The following is a 19,938-nucleotide window of genomic DNA, read 5'->3' as shown; positions in this document are numbered from 1 at the left end:
AACCCATTTAAAATAAACACCACAACCACCCCAGCACTTAATACAACATTTTTATTGATCCTCATTCAAAACCTAGTTGGACCGTAGTCCGATTCCTCTTCGACTGTAGGACTTTTCCTATATCACTGCTATCTGCCTGTCGGTTCATGCGCCCCCTCAACTATCTGAGCTATGGTGCGCGCTTTATTTGAGCTCGCATGGGATCTGATTATGAACTCCGTTTTTATTGTCGACGATCACCCCGTTATCCGTCTTGCCGTCCGAATGTTGCTCGAACATGAGGGTTATAAAGTCGTCGGCGAAACTGATAATGGGGTCGACGCCATGCAGATGGTTCGAGAATGCATGCCGGACCTGGTCATTCTCGACATCAGCATTCCCAAACTGGACGGACTGGAAGTTCTCTCCCGTTTCAACGCCATGTGTACCCCGTTAAAAACCCTGGTATTAACGGCTCAGTGCCCGACATTGTTCGGTATTCGCTGCATGCAGTCCGGCGCGTCGGGCTATGTATGCAAACAGGAAGACCTCAGTGAACTGGTGAGTGCCATCAAGGCGGTGCTCTCAGGCTACAACTACTTCCCCAGTCAGGCGTTGAATCCTGTCCGTAGCGATGACACGCGATACGCCGACCTGGAGCTCTTCAAAGCAGTCAACGACCGGGAGTTGATGGTATTGCAACTGTTTGCACAAGGCCGTACCAACAAGGAAATTGCCAAGGGCATGTTCCTCAGCAACAAGACAGTCAGCACCTATAAAAAGCGCTTGATGCAAAAACTCAAAGCCAAATCACTGGTTGAACTCATCGATATGGCAAAACGTAACGCCTTAGTGTGAGAGCCCGGATGCCCAGTCGTATAAAGGATTATCTAATACTGATAACTGCAGGCTTATGTCTGAGCACCTCAGTGTCTGCGACACACTCCGCCAGCGAGCATTACACCCTGCTCAGTCGCTCAATGGTCGGTCACATGGAAGTCCAACTGGATAAATCACAACGGCAATGGCTCAACAACAAACGTGAACTGACTCTGGGCACTTCAGCCCCCGATTACCCGCCTTTCGACCTGACCAACAGCGGCAGCGACTATGAAGGTTTCACTGCCGATTACGCGGGCATCCTTGGCAAGGTCACCGGCCTGCCCATCAAGGTTCAGCGCTACGCGTCCCGAGAAAACGCGATCGAAGCGCTGGAAAACGGTGAGGTCGATATGCTTGGCAGTGCCAATGGGTTTGAGGCACGCAACGCCGACATTGTGCTTTCCACACCTTACGCCGCGGACCAACCGGTTCTGGTGACACGAGAAGGAGAAAACCGATCCCTGACCGATGGACTGGCCGGGTTGCGGTTGAGCATGGTGTACCACTATTTGCCGATGGAAGAAGTCAAATCCCTGTATCCAAAGGCAATTATCTCAACCTTCCCCTCTTACCAGAATGCAATCAACGCTGTCGCGTTCGACCAGGCTGATGTCTTTCTCGGTGACACCATTTCAACCCATTACCTGATTAACAAGGGTTACTTGAACAACGTCCGGATGGCCAACTTCGGTAAACACGAAATCCACGGATTCAGTTTTGCCGTGCACCAGAACAACCCGGAACTACTTGGGATAATCAACGCGATACTGAATGCCACTCCCACCAGCGAGCGAGAAAACATCGCCAAACGCTGGAGTGCAGGCAGTGACATCCTGCTCACCGACCACAAGCTGCAACTTACCGGTCGCGAAGAACGCTGGCTGGCGCAACATCCAGTGGTTCGCGTGGTGGTCAATGAGGCGTTTGCACCGCTGACGTTTTTCGACGATGAAGGCAACTTTCGCGGTGTTACCGCCGACCTGCTCGAATTGATCAGGTTGCGCACCGGCTTGCGCTTCGAGATCCATCGCAGCCGAAGCGATGACGAGATGATCGAGCGAATCAGTCATCATCAGGCCGACTTGATTGCCGCCCTGCTGCCCAGCGCACTACGTGAAACGATGCTGAACTTCAGCCGCCCCTACCTGGAAAACTCCTTTGTCCTGCTGACACGCAAAGTGGCCGACACCCCGACCGACCTCACGCAATTTTCGGGCAAGCGCCTGACGATTGCCCAAGGCAATCCGATGGTGGATTACCTGCGTCGCGAGTTCCCACACGTCAATCTGATCGAAACCCCAGACACCTTCAGTGCCGTGCAGTCAGTTGCAGAGGGTCAGGCTGAAGGCGCCGTAAACTCGCTGGTGATCGCCAACTACTTCATCTCATCCAGAATCTTCGAGCAGCCCCTTCAGATCAGCTCCACCCTTGGCACGCAGCAGGCTGCATTCTCTCTGGCAACAGGGCGTGATGCCAAAGAACTGAGCGCCATCCTCGACAAGGCATTGCTGAGCATTACCCCGCAGGAGCTGGGCATTATCAACAGCCGCTGGCGGGGATACTCGTCTGCTACGCAAAACACCTGGCGCAGCTATCACCGGATGTTCTATCAGGTGGTGATTGGTGTTGGTGTGCTACTGCTGATTTCTGTTGCCTGGAACGCTTACATGCGTCGTCAGATAAAACAGCGTCAGGCGGCCAAGGAACGCGCCGATGAAGCGAACAGAGCCAAAAGCACTTTTCTGGCGACCATGAGCCATGAGATCCGCACCCCGATGAATGCAATCATCGGCATGCTGGAACTGACCCTCAAACGTATCGAGCCAGCTCATCCGGACCGCCCCGCCATTGACGTCGCATACAACTCGGCGAAAGACCTGCTGGAACTGATCGGGGACATTCTCGATATTGCGCGCATCGAGTCCGGGCATCTGAGCCTGAACCCGGAGCGCGTCAACCTGAGTGAAACGGTGGCATCGGTGGTCAGAATTTTCGACGGGCTCGCCCGGCAGAAAAACCTGCGCCTGTTGCTGGACTTCAGTCCTGCACATCCGCCAACCGATGTCCTGTTAGACCCGATGCGCTTCAAACAGGTGTTGTCCAATCTGGTCAGCAACGCCATCAAGTTTACCGAACAGGGTCAGGTCCGGATTGTGGTTGAGCTACAGGCCTCTGACGAGCCCGAGCGGGTCTTGCTGCGCGTGCAGGTCAAGGACAGCGGAATGGGGATCAGCGAGCAGGATCAACAGCGTTTGTTCGAGCCATTCGCTCAGGCGACCCATAGCGCTCAGTCGACCCGAAGGGGCGCGGGGCTGGGTCTGGTGATCAGTCGCACGCTGTGCGAGATGATGGGCGGCAGCCTGCAATTGCGTAGCCAGCCCGGTGCCGGCACTCAAGTCGAAATATTGCTGCATCTGGCGACATTGCCGCCAGAGCTGATGCCGAAAACCGTCGAAGCGTCTATTCAGACTACCTCAACCCCGTTGAACGTCCTGGTGGTCGACGATCATCCGGCCAATCGCTTGCTCATGTGTCAGCAACTGGAGTTTTTGGGGCATCGCTATAGCGCAGCAGCAGAGGGCGAGGCCGGATTCGCGGCATGGAAGCACGGACAGTTCGATCTGGTCATTGTTGATTGCAACATGCCGATCATGAACGGCTACGAATTGGCCCGGCTAATTCGTCAATACGAACAGCAACAGCCGCGCGCGGTCTGCACCCTGTTGGGTTTTACCGCCAATGCACAGTCGGAAGAAATACAACGCTGCAAACAAGCAGGGATGGACGACTGCCTGTTCAAACCCCTCAGCTTGACGGCCTTGAGGCAGTGGATTGAACGTATCAAGCCGATCACCCGCGACCCGGCGTTCAGCCTCGAAGGGCTGCAACTGCTGACCGGCGGTAATCCGAAGCTGGATCACCGCTTACTGTCCGAACTGCTGAACAGCAATCGTCTGGACCGTGAGCAATTGCGGGCGCTGTCCCAGTGCAAAGACCGCCAGTCTTTCCTCGACTTCGCTCACAAAATCAAGGGGGCGGCCCGAATCGCCCACGCGTATCGATTGATCGACAGCTGTGAAGCGCTCGAAATCGCCTGCCATGAAGTGTTCCACCCCGAAACCGTAGCCAACTGCACTAAAGCCATCGAACGCGCCATGCTCGAACTGGAGCAAGCCTTGCAACAACAAATAGGGCATAACGACAAAAGCAGAACGATGGAGCATTAACTATCCTTGAGCGTTGAGCAGTGTGTTTACCCTCATGGAGAGACCCGTAATGCCAAGCTCACTGCGCTCCGATCAACGCCGATTTCCTTTACACGTCCATATCAGCGTGATGTTTACCTTCCTGCTGCTGCTAACGGGCGTGGTGTTGGGCATTTTCAATTACCGGCAAACCACGCAGATCATCCTGTCCAGCAGCGAAAAACTCTTCAACCGGATCGAGCAGGATGTCCGGCTGGATCTGCAAGCCACCTATGTACCGATCCGCCACCTGTTGAGCTTGCTAGTGGACAACCCGGCGACCGAAGCGTCGGCGCTGGAGCAACGGCTCGCGCTGCTGAAACCCTTTAGCCAATCGCTCAAAGACAATCCCAACCTGGCCTCGCTGTATCTGGGTTACAGCAATGGCGACTTTTTCATGGTGCGTCCTCTGCGCATCCCGGCCGTGAAAGCTCTCACCAATGCCCCGGACACGGCGGCCTATCAAGTCTGGAGCATCGAACACCCGGCCGGCGGTGGAAAGGTGCGATCGCAGTCTTTGTTTTTTGATCAGAACCTGACCCTCATCGACCGCCAGGATACCCCCGACGAAACCTTCGATCCGCGCACACGCGCCTGGTTTAGCAGCGCTCGTAGCGATAAGGACCAGATCACCACCGAACCCTATGTATTTTTCTCCACTCACGATGTTGGCACCACCCTGGCCCGGCGTAGCGGTGCGAACGCAGTGATGGGTGCCGACCTCACCCTCGCCGAACTGTCGGCGACGCTGGCCAAACATGTGGTGACCCCGCACACAGAAATCGTGCTGTTCGATGGCGAGGGCAATGCCGTTGCCTATCCCGACAGCAACAGGCTGATCGTCGACGACCAGACCGTACGCTTGATCAAGGCAGCCGATTTGAATCCGGCACTCGGTGCCCTGCTCACCCGTCCGCCCGAAGGTAATCGCCTGGACGCCGCGGGTCGCCAATGGATTGTGGCCCGCAGCAGCATGAAGGAAGGCGGGCCTGAAGGATTGCAGCTGGCGCTGTTGGTGCCGGAAGATGAATTGCTCGTCGATGCCTATCGCATGCGCTGGCAAGGCGCAGTGATCACTCTGGCAACGTTGCTGCTGTGCCTGCCGCTGGGGTGGCTCACCTCCAGAGTTCTGGTCAAACCCCTGCGCACACTGGTGCAGGAAGCCGATGCGATCCGCAGTTTCAATTTCAACTTTCCTGTCAGCCGACGCTCACCCGTGCTGGAAGTCGACCAACTGAGCGTGTCGATGGCGCGCATGAAGGACACCCTGGCGAGCTTTTTCCAGATCACTGACAGCCTGAGTGCCGAGACCCGTTTTGCACCGTTACTGCAACGGGTGTTATTCGAAACCGTGAAAATCGGGCAGGCCCAGGCGGGTCTGATTTACCTGCGCGAACAGGATAGCGACCGCATGGAGCCTCACGGACTGGTTATCAACGAGACCGCCCAGGCACTACCTGCATTTGGGATTCTCGGCCACGAACTCCAGAACCCGCAGAGCCCTCAGTGGATGCAGCAGTTGTCGAACGCCGACAATGTCGTCACCAATCTGAGCTCCGAAAACGCCGCCGACCTGCAAAAGGTGATGCTTGCACTGGAAAGCCCACGGGTTCATTTGATCGGTATCCGGTTACACAACCGGCATAACGAAACCGTCGGCCTGCTGATCCTCTTGCTAGCCGACAGCGGCACACAACACGACCTGGAAAAGCTTCGCCCGGACCGCATTGCGTTTCTCCAGGCGGTGTCAGGCGCGGCGGCGGTGAGTATTGAAAGCCAGCGCCTGCAAGCCAGACAGAAACAGTTGCTGGACTCTTTCATACAACTGCTGGCTGGGGCGATCGATGCCAAAAGTCCTTACACCGGCGGGCATTGTCAGCGGGTGCCGGCGTTGACGCTGATGCTCGCACAGGCTGCCGCCGCCAGTCAGGAGCCGGCCTTCAGCGGCTATCAGCCTACGGAAGACGAGTGGGAAGCCCTGCACATCGCAGCATGGCTGCACGACTGTGGCAAGGTCACCACCCCTGAGTATGTGGTCGACAAGGCCACCAAACTTGAAACCCTGAACGACCGCATCCACGAAATCCGCATGCGTTTCGAAGTGCTCAAGCGCGATGCCTGGATCAATTATTGGCAGGCCATTGCCCAAGGGGGTGACGAGCATCACCTAGCCGAATTGCGCAATGCCATTCTGGCGGGACTGGACGATGATTTCGCGTTCATCGCCCACTGCAATCTGGGCGGTGAAGCCATGGCCGAAGCCGACCTGCAACGTTTGCGCGGCATTGCTCAACGTACCTGGACCCGAACCCTGGATGATCGGCTCGGGGTTTCATGGGAGGAGAACCGCCGCCAGGAACGAACGCCGGCGCCGACGCTGCCCATCAGCGAGCCGTTGCTCGCGGACAAACCCGAGCACCTGTTCGAACGTGCCGAAAGCGAACTGATCCCGGCTGACAATCCGTGGGGTTTCAAGCTCGATGTACCGCATTACAAGTACAACCGGGGCGAGCTCTACAACCTGAGCATTACCCGAGGCACGCTGACTCGCGAAGAGCGTTACATCATCAATCACCACATGGTGCAGACGATCCTGATGCTCAGCCGCCTGCCCTTTCCCGAGCACCTCAACAACGTCGCGGAAATCGCCGGCGGCCATCACGAGAAAATGGACGGCACCGGTTATCCCAAACAGTTGAAGCGCGAAGACATGAGCCTGCCGGCGCGCATGATGGCGATTGCCGATATTTTCGAAGCGCTGACCGCTGCCGATCGTCCCTACAAGAAAGCCAAAACCTTGAGCGAGGCCTTGGGCATCATGGCCAACATGTGCCGTGACGCCCACATCGACCCGGAGTTGTTCGGGCTGTTCATCAACGCACACATTTATTTGCAGTACGCAGAACGATTCCTCGATCCTCGGCAGATTGACGCTGTTGACCGGTCAAGCCTTCTGGTCAAGGCAGGCTTGAGTGCATGATCAGCAATCGGTCAGGCGCAGAAAAATCGCCGCCAGCTGCTCGATACCGGCCTGATCTTCAGCGCTAAAACGCGCCAGTTTTGGGCTGTCGAGGTCCAGCACACCGACCAATCGACCGTCCTTGACCAACGGAACAACCAGTTCGCTGTTCGATGCGCTGTCGCAGGCGATATGCCCGGGAAATGCATGCACGTCTTCAACCAATTGAGTCTGCAAGGTCGACGCAGCCGTCCCGCACACGCCGCGACCAAATGGAATCCGCACGCAGGCGATTTGCCCCTGGAAAGGACCGAGCACCAGTTCTTCGTTACGATTGAGGTAGAAACCGGCCCAGTTCAGGTCATCGAGCTGGTTGAACAGGAATGCCGAGAACTGTGCAGCATTGGCGATAAAATCACGCTCATCCGCCAGCAACGACTCCAGCTGCGCCCACAACATGCCGTAACCATCCAGGCCTTGGCCGCTCTTCTGTAAATCAATCATGCTTTGTGCTCCAACAGCTTGAGCCCGACCCAATAGCGGGCAAATTGATAGGCGCAACGGCCATTACGATTGCCTCGGCCCGTGGCCCAACGCACCGCGAGGATGTCCAACTCTTCGTTACGCTGCCACTCAAGCCCGGCTTTATCGGCCAGTTGACCGATCCAGTGTTCGACTACGTTGAGGAAATGTTCCTGAGTAAACGGATAAAACGACAGCCACAAACCAAAGCGGTCCGACAGCGCGATCTTGTCTTCCACCGCCTCGCTGGGGTGCAGTTCGCCGTCGACTCTTTTCCAGTTTTCGTTATCGCTTTCCTTTTCCGGCACCAGGTGACGACGGTTGGAGGTAGCGTAAAGCAGAACGTTATCCGGTGCCTGTTCAAGGGAGCCATCGAGCACGCTCTTGAGTACGCGATAATCGCCCTCGCCCGACTCGAACGACAGGTCATCGCAGAACAACACGAAGCGCTGCGGCAACTTGCCGATTTGCTCGACCACTCGCGGCAGGTCCGCCAGGTGATCGCGCTCAATTTCGATCAGGCGCAAACCGGCGTGGGCATGTTCGGCGAGCAAGGCACGCACCAGCGATGATTTACCGGTACCGCGCGAGCCCCAGAGCAAAGCGTGGTTGGCCGGCATGCCGTCGATGAACTGTTGGGTATTTCGCCCCAACTGCTCCAGTTGCCGGTCGACACCGATCAGGTCGGACAGACGCATGTCGAGGCTGACGTGCAGGGGCAACAGAAAACCGCTGCGCCCCTCGCGCTGCCAGCGCGCGGCCAGGCATTGGTTCCAGTCGATGGTTTGTCGAGATGCGGGCAGCAGCGGCTCGATACGGGCCAAAACAGCATCGGCGCGTTCAAGAAAAGCATTCAATCGAGCGTCCACGTCTTCTCCTCGGGCACGTTCACAGTGATGATGGCGATACAGCGACGAATACACAGCGTTCGGTGCCCGGCTCAACCCTTGCTCAAGGGTTCGCGAGAACATCGGTATCCCTGCATGATCGACTATGCTTGAGCAGCGAAAGAAAACGGAAGTGGTTCAACACCCCATGGATATCAAATTCACCCACCGGCTGTCATACAAGCAAGCCAAGCTGACTGTGCTGGTCGGTTTCATTCTGGGCACGCTGCTCAGCCTGCTGCAAATAAGCATCGATTATGCCAGCGAAGACGCCTCCATCAACCGCGAAATACGGTCTTTGCTGGAAATCAGTCATAATCCCGCCTCGCGCATCGCCTACAACATCGACGCCGAACTCGCCCAGGAACTGACCCTGGGCCTGCTGCGCTCACCGGCGATCATCAGCGCGAAACTGACCGATAACCGTAATACCGTGCTGGCCAGCGTCAAGCGTTCAGGTACGCAAAGCGGTTATCGAGTGATCAGCGACTTTCTGTTCGGCGCCCATCGGCACTTCGAAGACCGCCTCTTTCTCGATCACCTGCCAAACGAATCCCTCGGGACCTTGCAACTGGAAGTCGATACCTACGCCTTCGGTAGCCGCTTCCTGCGCCGGGCCGAAGTGACGCTGCTCAACGGCTTCGCTCGAAGCCTGATCCTGACAGGCATTCTGCTCGTGCTGTTCTACGTGATGCTGACCAAACCCTTGGTGCGGGTCATTCGCGAACTCAGTGGCCGCGATCCGCGTAGCGTGGAGCCACCCAGGGTTGAATGCCCGCCGGGGCATGAAAACGATGAAATCGGCGTGCTGGTCAAAGCCGCCAACGAACAATTCGAAAACACCGCCACCGAAATCCATCAACGACGCAACGCCGAAAACCGCCTGACCGACAACCTCAACCAACTGGAAAGCATCGTCTCGACGCGTACCGCTGAGCTCAAGGCAACCAATGCCAGGCTCAGCCAATCCAATCAGGAGCTGGAAATCGCACGTACCACCGCCATCGATATGGCCGAAGCACGCTCGGTGTTTGTGGCCAACATGAGCCATGAAATACGCACGCCCCTCAACGGCCTGTTAGGGATGATCGCGCTGTCACTGGACGGCCCGCTCACTGCCGAGCAGCAGCAACAGCTGTCGATCGCTCATGACTCAGGCAAAGTGCTGGTCGAACTGCTCAACGATATTCTCGACCTGTCGAAATTCGATGCCGGTCAGCTTGAACTCGAGCACATTCCCTTCGACCTTGGCTCGTTGGTCGAAGACACCGCCAACCTGTTGTCCCAGAATGCGGCGCCGAGCGTGGAGCTGACGTGCCTGATCGATCCGCAATTTCCGGCGCTGGTGCTGGGGGACCCGACCCGAGTGCGGCAGATCGTCAGTAATCTGTTGTCCAATGCGCTCAAATTCACCCGCTTCGGTCGGGTTGACTTACGTCTGTCTACGTTCGCAGAGGGCGTCAGAATCGAGGTCTGCGATACCGGTATCGGGATCGCCCAGGATGCCCAGGTCAAGATCTTCCAGCCGTTTACCCAGGCCGGTGCCGGTATTACCCGGCAGTTTGGCGGTACGGGGCTGGGCCTGGCCCTCACCTATAACCTCTGCGAAGCCATGCAGGGACGTCTGACGATCAGCTCGCAAGCCGGTTTCGGCAGCCAGTTCTGCGCCGACCTGCCGCTGCCCGCCCACACCTGCGCCATGTCCCCGGCACCGCTGTCCGGCAAGGTCGTTGCGATAACCGCCGCCAGTAGCGGGCTTGCAGAACTGTTGAAAACCCTGTTACCCGCGTGGGGGCTCGACTATCAACAGCGCTCCATGGATGACTCGTTGATTGGCCTTGAGCCTGATGTCTTGATCACCGACTGCCCCGAATGCCTGTTTGGTCTGCGCCCCACCCTCGCCGCACCGATTCTGTTGGTAACCGCTTATGGCAACTTCATGCCCAGCGAACAGGTGAGCGCCCTCGCGCCCTTGCAGCAACAGGCACGACCGCTGGCGCGCAATGCGCTGTACCAGAACTTGCGGCGAGTCTTGCAGCCGGAAACCACAATGATCAACGGAGCGCGGGTCGAGGTCGTGCCTCACCAGCGGCGTGGCCGCGTATTGCTGGTCGAGGACAACCCGGTCAATCAAATGGTGGCCAAGGGCATGCTGGGAAAACTCGGCTGTGAAGTCATCGTCGCCGCCCACGGTGCCGAAGCGCTGGATCAGCTTGAGTACACTGACTTCGATCTGGTGTTGATGGACTGCAACATGCCGGTAATGGACGGCTACGAAGCGAGTCGGCAAATTCGTCGCAGCGGGCGCTGGCCGCAGCTACCCATCGTCGCGCTGACCGCCAACGCGATGTCCGAGGAACGCGAACGCTGCCGCGCGGCGGGCATGAACGACTACTTGGTCAAGCCCTTGCGCCGCGAAGAACTGGCCGCCCTGCTTGACGTGTGGGTTGCGACTACGACAGCGCTTTGATCTGCCCTAACAAATGATCAAGCCCATCGCGCAGATCATTCAGACGATCCAGATCCACCCCGCTGTCGCACAACAGCCGAGTCTTGAGCGGGCCGACCTGATCACGCAACGCCTTACCGGACGGTGACAGGCTAAGGTGCACTTCACGCTCATCGCGAGCCGAACGCTGACGCTGCACCAGCTGCAATTGCTCAAGTCGCTTGAGCAATGGCGTCAAGGTGCCGGAATCCAGCGCCAGGCGTTCGCCCAACGCCTTGACCGTTGGCTGCTCGGGGGCCGCCTCCTGCCATTCCCACAACACCAGCATGGCAAGGTATTGCGGGTAGGTCAGGCCGAGTTGGTCGAGCATCGGTTTGTAGGCACGAATCACTGCCCGGGAAGCGGCGTACAGCTTGAAGCAGAGCTGACTGTCAAGCTTCAGGGAATCGACGGACATGGTGTTCATTTGAGCAGGGCTTCGATCTCGCGGCTCAGGTCCTGAGGCTTGGTCGCCGGGGCGAAGCGCTTGACCAACTGACCGTCCTTGCCAATCAGGAACTTGGTGAAGTTCCACTTGATGCCCTGCGAACCCAGTACACCCGGTGCGCGTTTTTTCAACTGAACGAACAATGGATGGGCGTCGGCACCGTTGACTTCGATCTTCTTGAACAGCGGGAAGCTGACACCGAAGTTCAATTCGCAGAATTCGGAAATGGCGTCTTCGTTGCCGGGTTCCTGTTTACCGAACTGATTGCACGGAAAGCCGAGGACCACCAGCCCTTGGTCCTTGTAGGTTTGCCACAACTCTTCCAGACCCTTGTATTGCGGGGTGAAGCCGCACTCGCTCGCGGTATTGACCACCAACACGGCTTTGCCGGCGTAATCGGCCAAGGTCTTTTGTTCACCCTTGATGGTGGTACACGGGATGCTCAGCAGATTGTCGCTCATGGCTTGGACTCTTGATGAAAGGAGATAAGGCAAACATAGCGAGCAATTGAATTGCGTGCAATTTAATAAATCAATCTGACTGATCAGGGGCACGACAATCCCTGTAGGAGCACGGCTTGCCGGCGATGGCGTCCTTTAGATCGACATCGCAGGCAAGCCGTGCTCCTACAGGGCTCACATTATTCGCGCGGCACCAGATCCAGACACACCGAGTTGATGCAATAACGCAGACCGGTGGGTGGCGGGCCATCCGGGAACACGTGCCCAAGGTGTGCATCACATTTAGCGCAGACCACTTCAGTGCGGATCATGCCGTGGCTGACGTCACGGATCTCGACCATCGCACTGTCGCCGATCGGTGCGTAGAAGCTCGGCCAGCCGCAGCCGGAGTCAAATTTGGTTTTTGAATCGAACAGCGGCTCGTTGCAGCAGATGCAATGGTAAACACCGTCAGTCTTGGTGCCGTTGTATTTACCGGAAAACGGTCGCTCGGTGCCTTTGAGGCGGCACACGTTGTACTGCTCCGGGTCGAGCATCGCCTTCCATTCTTCCAGGGTTTTTTCCAACTTTTCCATCATCACACCTCAGCAGCTGAAAAAGCCCGATCTGTACCTTTTCCACGGATCGGGCGGCACGTATGATTGCGCCTCGTCAAACGCCAGTCTGGCAGCCAGACCACGCGCATTCAAACGGATTTATGGGTGCTGCATTTCAAGGCGTCAGGCCTGTGTGAATACGCAGGATTCCCAGTACGGTAGTTCATACACCGCCTGGATCGTTCATTTTCGGGATCACATCGCCATGCAGGTCAGCAAATCGAACAAGCTCGCCAACGTCTGCTACGACATTCGCGGCCCAGTGCTCAAGCACGCCAAACGCCTGGAAGAGGAAGGCCATCGCATCCTCAAGCTGAACATCGGCAACCCGGCGCCTTTTGGTTTCGAAGCGCCGGACGAAATCCTCCAGGACGTGATCCGCAATTTGCCGACCGCCCAGGGCTATAGCGATTCCAAAGGCCTGTTCAGCGCGCGCAAGGCCGTGATGCAGTACTACCAGCAGAAGCAGGTTGAAGGCGTCGGCATCGAAGACATCTACCTGGGTAACGGCGTTTCCGAGCTGATCGTGATGTCGATGCAGGCCCTGCTCAACAACGGCGACGAAGTGCTGGTGCCGGCCCCGGACTATCCGCTGTGGACGGCCGCAGTCAGCCTGTCGGGCGGCAACCCGGTTCATTACCTGTGCGATGAGCAAGCCAACTGGTGGCCGGACCTGGCCGATATCAAGGCCAAGATCACCCCGAACACCAAGGCACTGGTGATCATCAACCCGAACAACCCGACCGGCGCGGTGTATTCGAAGGAAGTGTTGCTGGGCATGCTGGAACTGGCCCGTCAGCACAACCTGGTGGTGTTCTCCGACGAGATCTACGACAAGATCCTGTACGACGACGCCGTGCACATCTGCACCGCTTCACTGGCCCCGGACCTGCTGTGCCTGACCTTCAACGGTCTGTCCAAGTCCTATCGCGTGGCGGGCTTCCGTTCCGGCTGGATCGCCATCTCCGGCCCGAAACATCACGCGCAGAGCTACATCGAAGGCATCGACATGCTGGCCAACATGCGCCTGTGTGCCAACGTGCCGAGCCAGCACGCGATCCAGACCGCACTGGGCGGCTATCAGAGCATCAATGACCTGGTCCTGCCCCAAGGCCGCTTGCTGGAACAGCGCAATCGCACCTGGGAACTGCTCAACGACATTCCGGGTGTGAGCTGCGTCAAGCCGATGGGCGCACTGTATGCGTTCCCGCGAATCGACCCGAAAGTCTGCCCGATCCACAACGATGAAAAGTTCGTGCTCGACCTGCTGCTATCCGAGAAGCTGCTGGTTGTTCAGGGCACCGCCTTCAACTGGCCTTGGCCGGACCACTTCCGCGTGGTGACCCTGCCGCGCGTGGATGATCTGGAAATGGCCGTTGGCCGGATCGGCAACTTCCTCAAGTCCTACCGCCAGTAAGGGGTCTGTCGCCGTGCGACTTTATGAGAAAGTCGCACGGCGATTAATTCAGCAACATATCTTTGCGTCCTGCCGTACACCCTTGTTTCACGCCATGCCTGATCACTTGTTGGGTGCTCGCGCCTAACAACCACAGGGGCTTGCCCAGCGCTGTGCCTGTCAAACACGTCCCATGCCAGCGTCGGAAATGCCCTGCAAGCGACTACACTGTTGCCGTAGGAAACAGTTTGAAATAGTCACCCGGTTGAATAGCCCGATACATCACCTTATATACCCCGCAGTACGCTACATCTTTAGCAAAAGGAGATTTCTACAACCATGATGCGCATCCTGCTGTTTTTGGCCACTAACCTGGCGGTCGTGCTGATTGCCAGCATCACCCTGAGCCTTTTCGGCTTCAACGGGTTCATGGCGGCCAACGGGGTTGATCTGAACCTCAATCAGCTGCTGATTTTCTGTGCGGTCTTTGGTTTTGCCGGTTCGCTGTTCTCGCTGTTCATCTCCAAGTGGATGGCGAAGATGAGCACCAGCACCCAGATCATCACCCAGCCGCGTACCCGTCACGAGCAATGGCTGCTGCAAACCGTCGAGCAATTGTCCCGGGAAGCAGGGATCAAGATGCCTGAAGTCGGGATCTTCCCGGCCTACGAGGCGAACGCGTTCGCCACAGGCTGGAACAAGAACGACGCACTGGTCGCGGTCAGCCAGGGCTTGCTGGAGCGTTTCTCGCCAGATGAAGTGAAAGCCGTTTTGGCTCACGAAATTGGCCACGTGGCCAATGGTGACATGGTCACCCTGGCGTTGATTCAAGGCGTGGTGAACACCTTTGTGATGTTCTTCGCACGGATCATCGGCAACTTTGTCGACAAGGTGATCTTCAAGAACGAAGAAGGCCAGGGTATTGCCTACTACGTGGCAACCATCTTCGCCGAACTGGTCCTGGGCATTCTGGCCAGCTCCATCGTCATGTGGTTCTCGCGCAAGCGTGAATTCCGGGCCGACGAAGCCGGTGCACGCCTGGCCGGTACTGCCGCGATGATCGGCGCATTGCAACGCCTGCGTGCCGAACAGGGCCTGCCGGTGCACATGCCGGACACCCTGAACGCCTTTGGCATCAACGGTGGCATCAAGCAAGGGTTCGCCCGGATGTTCATGAGCCACCCACCGCTGGAAGAGCGTATCAACGCGCTGCATCGACTTCAGCGCTGATTGTTCAGCACCCAAAAAGAAGGCCCGCAGTGATGCGGGCCTTTTTTTGTTTGCTGCATTGATTCAGTATTCTTCCGGCCCTCATCGTCGGAACGCCGCCCGGAGCCGGCTCGCTCCCACAGGGGAATGCATTCCAATGTGGGAGCGAGCCTGCTCGCGAAGGGGCCAGCAAATTCAGCGCAATTTAACGGCTGGAAACCCGATACACCCGCTCTTCAAGCCGAGTAACGCCCGCTTCCAGGAATTTTCCGCTCGCACTTAGAATGTCCTGATCTTCCAGGATCTTCAGTGCCCACGATCCACCGAACAACCGTTGCACTTCACCATCCAGCACAGCAAACGGAGGGCCGTCCATTTGCGTCTGGTCGTAGTCCAGGGTAATCAACAACCCCAGCGACTCCTTCGGCAAAATCCGCGTCAGGTGCGCGGCGTACTGCTCACGCATTTTCGGTGGCAAGGCAATCAACGCGGCGCGGTCGTACAGTGCGCTGCAGTCGGCGACATCACCGGCCGTCAATTCGAAAAAATCACCACACCACAACTCGATAGAACCCGCGCGGTAAACCTTGAAAGGCCCTTGCTCACTGACGTCAGGATCAAACTGATGCTCATTGAAGAAATCCTCAATGGCCTTTTCCGAGAGCTCAACGCCCAATACCTCATGGCCTTCGCGTGCAAGCCACAACAAATCCAGACTCTTCCCACACAGCGGCACCAGTACGCGCGCGCCGTCTTCCAGACCCAATTGTGGCCAGAAACGCTGCAGATGAGGATTCACCTCCGGCAGATGAAAGCCGATCTGATTCGACGCCCATCGTTTGTGCCAAAACTCCGGCTGCATAATTAATCCCGAAAATTCGATCAAAAGACCCTAAAACTTATATTAGATTTAGATCAATGATCTGACTGAAGATGACGCCATCTTACCCCTCAGGAGCTCTTTCATGTTCCCCAGCCTGTACATATCCCATGGCTCGCCCATGTTGGCACTGGAACCGGGGGCCAGCGGGCCGGCTCTCGCTCGATTGGCCGCCGAACTGCCGAAACCAAAAGCCATCGTGATTGTATCTGCGCATTGGGAAAGCAATGAGCTGCTGGTCAGCGGCAATCCCCAGCCGGAAACCTGGCACGACTTCGGTGGCTTTCCACAGGCGCTGTTCGACGTTCAATACCCGGCACCCGGCAATCCCCAATTGGCGGCGGAGGTTGTCGAATTACTGAAGGCCGCCGATCTGCCAGCACGCATCGATGCCAAGCGCCCGTTCGACCACGGTGTCTGGGTGCCTTTGACGTTGATGTATCCGCAAGCCGATATCCCCGTTGTGCAAGTCTCGCTGCCCACGCGTGGCGGCCCTGCCCTGCAAACCCGCGTCGGCCATGCCTTGGCCAGCCTGCGTGAGCACGGCGTGCTGTTGATCGGCTCTGGCAGCATCACGCACAACCTGCGTGAACTGGATTGGCACGCGGGCCCGGAAAGCGTCGAACCATGGGCCAAATCCTTCCGCGACTGGATTATCGAGAAACTCGCGGCCAACGACGAAGCGGCGCTGCACGATTATCGTCAGCAAGCGCCGAATGCCGTGCGCAATCACCCAAGTGATGAGCATTTGTTGCCGTTGTACTTTGCTCGCGGGGCTGGGGGTGAGTTCAGCATTGCCCACCAGGGTTTCACCATGGGTGCGCTGGGTATGGACATTTATCGCTTTGGCTGACCGGTAGACCGCGTCGCGCCCATCGCGAGCAGGCTCGCTCCCACAGGGAAATGCATTTCAAGGTGGGAGCGAGCCTGCTCGCGATGGGCGCGACTCCGCTCGAAAGCCCAGCACCAATAAGCAGGCAAAAAAAATCCCCGAACCAGTCGGGGATTTTTTATGTGCGATCAATCAGCTCAAGAGCGGATTAATCTTCGCGATAGCGACGCAGCTTCAACTGCTTACCGGCAACGCGAGTGTCCTTCAGTTTGGTCAGGAGCTTCTCCAGACCATCTTCCGGCAGCTCGACGAGGCTGAAGCTGTCGCGTACCTGGATGCGACCGATGGCTTCACGAGCCAGACCACCTTCGTTCAGGATGGCGCCCAGCAGGTTCTTGGCAGCGATACCATCACGCGCACCCAGCGCGGTACGGCAACGAGCACGACCTTCGGCCAATGGAACCGGAGCACGACGCTCACGATCACCACGGTCCGGACGATCACCGGTACGCTCCGGACGATCGCCACGCGGTGCGTTGTTCGGCACCAGTGGACGTTCTTTCTCGATCGCGGCCAGGGTCAGCGCCTGAGCGTTGGTTGCCTTGCGCAGCAGAGCAGCGGCCAGTGCACGCGGGGTGCAACCGATGTCGGCAGTCAGACGATCCAGCAGATCACCGTGAGTCGATTCGGCATCGGCAACCAGCGGCGACAAGCTGTTGGTCAGTTTCTTGATGCGGGCATCGAGAACGGCCTGAGCGTCCGGCAGGCGAACTTCGGCAACTTTTTGACCGGTTACACGCTCGATCACTTGCAGCATGCGGCGCTCACGTGGAGTGACCAGCAGCAATGCACGACCTTCGCGACCGGCACGGCCGGTACGGCCGATACGGTGAACGTAGGATTCCGGATCGTACGGCATGTCAACGTTGAACACGTGAGTGATGCGCGGAACGTCCAGGCCACGAGCAGCAACGTCAGTCGCCACAACGATGTCCAGACGACCATCCTTGAGGGAGTCGATCACGCGCTCACGCTGGTTCTGGGCAATGTCACCGTTCAGCGCAGCGGCTTTGTAGCCTTTGGCTTCCAGGGCACTGGCCAGGTCCAGGGTCGCTTGCTTGGTGCGCACGAACATGATCAGGGCGTCGAAATCTTCCACTTCCAGCAGGCTCAATACAGCCGAGGTCTTCTGGTCAGCGTGAACCAACAGGTGAGCCTGTTCGATCGCGGTAACGGTCTGAGTCTTGGTCTGGATCTTCACGTGTTGCGGATCACGCAGATGGCGTTCGGCAATGGCACGGATCGACTGCGGCAGGGTGGCCGAGAACAATACGGTCTGACGGGTTGCAGGCAAGGCCTTGAAGATAACTTCGAGGTCGTCCATGAAACCCAGTTTGAGCATTTCGTCAGCTTCGTCGAGGACCAGGTGGTTCACGGTCGACAGGACTTTTTCGTCACGACGCAGGTGGTCGCACAGACGGCCCGGAGTGGCGACAACGATCTGTGCGCCATTACGGATTGCTTTCAGTTGTGGACCCATAGGGGCGCCGCCGTAAACGGCCACAACGGTAACGCCCGGCATTTGCTTGGCGTAGGTTTCGAAAGCGGTTGCTACTTGCAGCGCCAACTCACGGGTTGGCGCCAGGATCAGGGCTTGCGGCTCGCGCTTGGCAGGATCGATGCAATGCAGGATAGGCAAGGCGAACGCGGCGGTTTTACCGGTACCGGTTTGCGCCTGGCCAATCATGTCGTGGCCGGCCATGATGATCGGGATCGATTGCTGCTGAATAGCCGAAGGCTCTTCGTAGCCAGTCGCAATGACGGCTGCAAGGATATTCGGATTAAGATTAAAAGCGGCGAAGCCGCCGGTTTCCTGGGTCATGGGTCTGCCTCTAAGTGCATCCGCAAAGACCCATGCTCCAAAGCTGCGCATGCCGTGTAAGACTCAAGAGTCGCCCTGGCTGCTTTGTCGGCGGGGATTTGCGAAAACGAATGAATGAAAAAGATTCGTCAAGGGAGAGTCCGCTGTGCGGACGTGCAGCCGAAGCTGACTTCGGGGAATTGCGCTACCTAAACGCGGCCCGGTTAAAGGCCGGCGCGCACTATACCGGAATTCGCCCAAAAAGGGAGCATTATTTGTCGGAAAACTGACGGATACACCGTTATGTCACAGGCTTTGCGGATAATCGTGCAACGGTCTATTTTTCAAAGGCCCGGCCCTGCTGGCGATGGCGCTAAAACGGTTCATCGTTATCAGGTAGTCCTGCGGTCTGACACCCCCTTCCCGTCCGAGGAATTGCCCCATGAATCAGCCCGCTTGCAGTCGTGTCACCCGCGAACGACACGGTCATGTCCTGATGATCGGCCTGGACCGGGTGGCCAAGCGCAATGCCTTCGACCTTGAGCTGCTCAACGAACTGAGTCTGGCCTATGGCGAGTTCGAGGCTGACATCGACGCGCGGGTCGCAGTGGTGTTCGGCCATGGCGAACATTTCACCGCTGGGCTCGACCTGGTCAGCGCCAGCGCGGCATTGGCCGAAGGCTGGCAAGCACCGCCAGGGGGCTGCGATCCGTGGGGTGTTTTTGCCGGTCCCCGAGTCAGTAAACCGGTGATTGTGGCCGCGCAAGGCTACTGCCTGACCATCGGCATCGAGTTGATGTTGGCCGCTGACATCAACTTGTGCGCCAGCAACACCCGATTCGCCCAGAAAGAAGTGCAGCGCGGTATTTTCCCGTTTGGCGGCGCGACATTGCGTCTGCACCAAGTGGCTGGCTGGGGCAATGCGATGCGTTGGCTGCTGACCGGTGACGAGTTCGATGCGCATGATGCGTTGCATCTGGGATTGGTGCAGGAAGTCATGGCCAGCGAGGATCTGCTGCCACGGGCAATTGAATTGGCCGAACGGATTGCCAGCCAGGCGCCGCTTGGCGTGCAGGCGACGCTGATGTCTGCGCGTCAGGCACGTTATGAAGGGGAAACCGCAGCGGCGCAGGCGTTGCCGCCACTGGTGAAGAAGTTGATGGCGAGTGAGGATGCCAAGGAGGGGGTGCGGTCGATGGTCGAAAAACGGCCGGGCATCTTCAAAGGGCTTTAGTTTTGTGTTGGCTTTGAGGACCTCTTCGCGGGCAAGCCTTGCTCCTACAGGTTGTGCGT

At 57.7% G+C, this 19,938-nt stretch carries 15 protein-coding genes; 8 read left to right on the top strand and 7 right to left on the bottom strand.

Annotated features, from left to right (window positions below):
• Positions 1 to 210 precede the first annotated feature (210 nt).
• Genes ACWGZX_RS22850 through ACWGZX_RS22840 form a run of 3 tightly spaced genes read left to right on the top strand, consistent with a single transcriptional unit; the run spans position 211 to position 7,086 of the window.
• Entirely contained in the window at positions 211 to 837 is a 627-nt protein-coding gene (locus ACWGZX_RS22850; protein ID WP_223519226.1) for a response regulator transcription factor, read from the top strand.
• An 8-nt stretch (positions 838 to 845) separates the two neighbouring features.
• Positions 846 to 4,088, top strand: coding sequence for a transporter substrate-binding domain-containing protein (locus ACWGZX_RS22845; protein ID WP_452625524.1), 3,243 nt, complete (start codon positions 846 to 848; stop codon positions 4,086 to 4,088).
• Positions 4,089 to 4,137: 49 nt separating this feature from the next.
• Entirely contained in the window at positions 4,138 to 7,086 is a 2,949-nt protein-coding gene (locus tag ACWGZX_RS22840) for an HD domain-containing phosphohydrolase (protein ID WP_452625523.1), read from the top strand.
• On the opposite strand, the gene ACWGZX_RS22835 is transcribed toward ACWGZX_RS22840, so the two are convergent.
• Both ACWGZX_RS22835 and ACWGZX_RS22830 read right to left on the bottom strand, forming a co-directional pair.
• The gene (locus ACWGZX_RS22835) at positions 7,087 to 7,569 is read right to left on the bottom strand and encodes a GAF domain-containing protein (RefSeq protein ID WP_452625522.1); all 483 of its coding nucleotides are present in this window, start codon (positions 7,567 to 7,569) and stop codon (positions 7,087 to 7,089) included. It lies immediately after the preceding gene.
• A complete protein-coding gene (locus tag ACWGZX_RS22830; protein WP_452629055.1) occupies positions 7,566 to 8,456 on the bottom strand; it encodes an ATP-binding protein in 891 nt (296 codons plus the stop codon). The genes ACWGZX_RS22835 and ACWGZX_RS22830 overlap by 4 nt, the downstream gene beginning before the upstream one ends.
• A gap of 166 nt (positions 8,457 to 8,622) precedes the next feature.
• On the opposite strand from ACWGZX_RS22830, the gene ACWGZX_RS22825 reads away from it, so the two are divergent.
• Complete coding sequence (locus ACWGZX_RS22825) at positions 8,623 to 10,944, top strand: response regulator (protein ID WP_452625521.1); 2,322 nt, start codon at positions 8,623 to 8,625, stop codon at positions 10,942 to 10,944.
• Here ACWGZX_RS22825 and ACWGZX_RS22820 read toward each other — a convergent pair.
• From ACWGZX_RS22820 to msrB, 3 genes are all read right to left on the bottom strand, one after another.
• Positions 10,928 to 11,389, bottom strand: a complete 462-nt coding sequence (locus ACWGZX_RS22820; protein WP_452625520.1) for a MarR family winged helix-turn-helix transcriptional regulator — start codon at positions 11,387 to 11,389, stop codon at positions 10,928 to 10,930. The two genes, ACWGZX_RS22825 and ACWGZX_RS22820, sit on opposite strands and share 17 nt — an antisense overlap.
• Positions 11,386 to 11,871 carry a glutathione peroxidase gene (locus ACWGZX_RS22815; protein ID WP_452625519.1) on the bottom strand — a complete coding sequence of 162 codons (486 nt, stop codon included), beginning with the start codon at positions 11,869 to 11,871 and terminating at the stop codon, positions 11,386 to 11,388. The genes ACWGZX_RS22820 and ACWGZX_RS22815 overlap by 4 nt, the downstream gene beginning before the upstream one ends.
• A gap of 179 nt (positions 11,872 to 12,050) precedes the next feature.
• Positions 12,051 to 12,446 (bottom strand): peptide-methionine (R)-S-oxide reductase MsrB, encoded by a 396-nt coding sequence (gene msrB / locus ACWGZX_RS22810; RefSeq protein ID WP_223519212.1) that lies wholly within the window; start codon positions 12,444 to 12,446, stop codon positions 12,051 to 12,053.
• 226 nt (positions 12,447 to 12,672) lie between these two features.
• On the opposite strand from msrB, the gene ACWGZX_RS22805 reads away from it, so the two are divergent.
• A complete protein-coding gene (locus tag ACWGZX_RS22805; RefSeq protein ID WP_007943708.1) occupies positions 12,673 to 13,884 on the top strand; it encodes a pyridoxal phosphate-dependent aminotransferase in 1,212 nt (403 codons plus the stop codon).
• A gap of 318 nt (positions 13,885 to 14,202) precedes the next feature.
• Positions 14,203 to 15,093: a protease HtpX gene (htpX, locus tag ACWGZX_RS22800; RefSeq protein WP_027925729.1), complete on the top strand. Its 891-nt coding sequence runs from the start codon at positions 14,203 to 14,205 to the stop codon at positions 15,091 to 15,093.
• Between the two features lie 184 nt (positions 15,094 to 15,277).
• Here the strand turns inward: htpX and ACWGZX_RS22795 are convergent, their stop codons facing one another.
• A complete protein-coding gene (locus ACWGZX_RS22795) occupies positions 15,278 to 15,934 on the bottom strand; it encodes a thiopurine S-methyltransferase (protein WP_452625518.1) in 657 nt (218 codons plus the stop codon).
• A 103-nt stretch (positions 15,935 to 16,037) separates the two neighbouring features.
• Here ACWGZX_RS22795 and ACWGZX_RS22790 point away from each other — a divergent pair, with 103 nt between their 5' ends.
• Positions 16,038 to 16,805, top strand: a complete 768-nt coding sequence (locus tag ACWGZX_RS22790; RefSeq protein WP_452625517.1) for a DODA-type extradiol aromatic ring-opening family dioxygenase — start codon at positions 16,038 to 16,040, stop codon at positions 16,803 to 16,805.
• Between the two features lie 187 nt (positions 16,806 to 16,992).
• Here ACWGZX_RS22790 and ACWGZX_RS22785 read toward each other — a convergent pair whose 3' ends face one another.
• A complete protein-coding gene (locus ACWGZX_RS22785) occupies positions 16,993 to 18,666 on the bottom strand; it encodes a DEAD/DEAH box helicase (RefSeq protein WP_247291554.1) in 1,674 nt (557 codons plus the stop codon).
• 421 nt (positions 18,667 to 19,087) lie between these two features.
• On the opposite strand from ACWGZX_RS22785, the gene ACWGZX_RS22780 reads away from it, so the two are divergent.
• Entirely contained in the window at positions 19,088 to 19,879 is a 792-nt protein-coding gene (locus ACWGZX_RS22780; RefSeq protein WP_452625516.1) for a crotonase/enoyl-CoA hydratase family protein, read from the top strand.
• The last annotated feature ends 59 nt before the right edge of the window (positions 19,880 to 19,938 follow it).

Source organism: Pseudomonas sp. CLCA07, assembly GCF_053615335.1.
Note: the sequence above shows the minus strand (reverse complement) of the source record. Positions and strands in the feature narration are given on the sequence as shown.

What these genes read in the sequence shown, in the direction of transcription:
- ACWGZX_RS22820 (WP_452625520.1), bottom strand. Translation starts at nt 11,389, where the DNA reads ATGAACACCATGTCCGTCGATTCCCTGAAGCTTGACAGTCAGCTCTGC.
- ACWGZX_RS22815 (WP_452625519.1), bottom strand. Translation starts at nt 11,871, where the DNA reads ATGAGCGACAATCTGCTGAGCATCCCGTGTACCACCATCAAGGGTGAA.
- ACWGZX_RS22795 (WP_452625518.1), bottom strand. Translation starts at nt 15,934, where the DNA reads ATGCAGCCGGAGTTTTGGCACAAACGATGGGCGTCGAATCAGATCGGC.
- ACWGZX_RS22780 (WP_452625516.1), top strand. Translation starts at nt 19,088, where the DNA reads ATGAATCAGCCCGCTTGCAGTCGTGTCACCCGCGAACGACACGGTCAT.
- ACWGZX_RS22825 (WP_452625521.1), top strand. Translation starts at nt 8,623, where the DNA reads ATGGATATCAAATTCACCCACCGGCTGTCATACAAGCAAGCCAAGCTG.
- ACWGZX_RS22845 (WP_452625524.1), top strand. Translation starts at nt 846, where the DNA reads ATGCCCAGTCGTATAAAGGATTATCTAATACTGATAACTGCAGGCTTA.
- ACWGZX_RS22835 (WP_452625522.1), bottom strand. Translation starts at nt 7,569, where the DNA reads ATGATTGATTTACAGAAGAGCGGCCAAGGCCTGGATGGTTACGGCATG.
- ACWGZX_RS22805 (WP_007943708.1), top strand. Translation starts at nt 12,673, where the DNA reads ATGCAGGTCAGCAAATCGAACAAGCTCGCCAACGTCTGCTACGACATT.
- ACWGZX_RS22840 (WP_452625523.1), top strand. Translation starts at nt 4,138, where the DNA reads ATGCCAAGCTCACTGCGCTCCGATCAACGCCGATTTCCTTTACACGTC.
- msrB (WP_223519212.1), bottom strand. Translation starts at nt 12,446, where the DNA reads ATGGAAAAGTTGGAAAAAACCCTGGAAGAATGGAAGGCGATGCTCGAC.
- ACWGZX_RS22785 (WP_247291554.1), bottom strand. Translation starts at nt 18,666, where the DNA reads ATGACCCAGGAAACCGGCGGCTTCGCCGCTTTTAATCTTAATCCGAAT.
- ACWGZX_RS22850 (WP_223519226.1), top strand. Translation starts at nt 211, where the DNA reads ATGAACTCCGTTTTTATTGTCGACGATCACCCCGTTATCCGTCTTGCC.
- htpX (WP_027925729.1), top strand. Translation starts at nt 14,203, where the DNA reads ATGATGCGCATCCTGCTGTTTTTGGCCACTAACCTGGCGGTCGTGCTG.
- ACWGZX_RS22790 (WP_452625517.1), top strand. Translation starts at nt 16,038, where the DNA reads ATGTTCCCCAGCCTGTACATATCCCATGGCTCGCCCATGTTGGCACTG.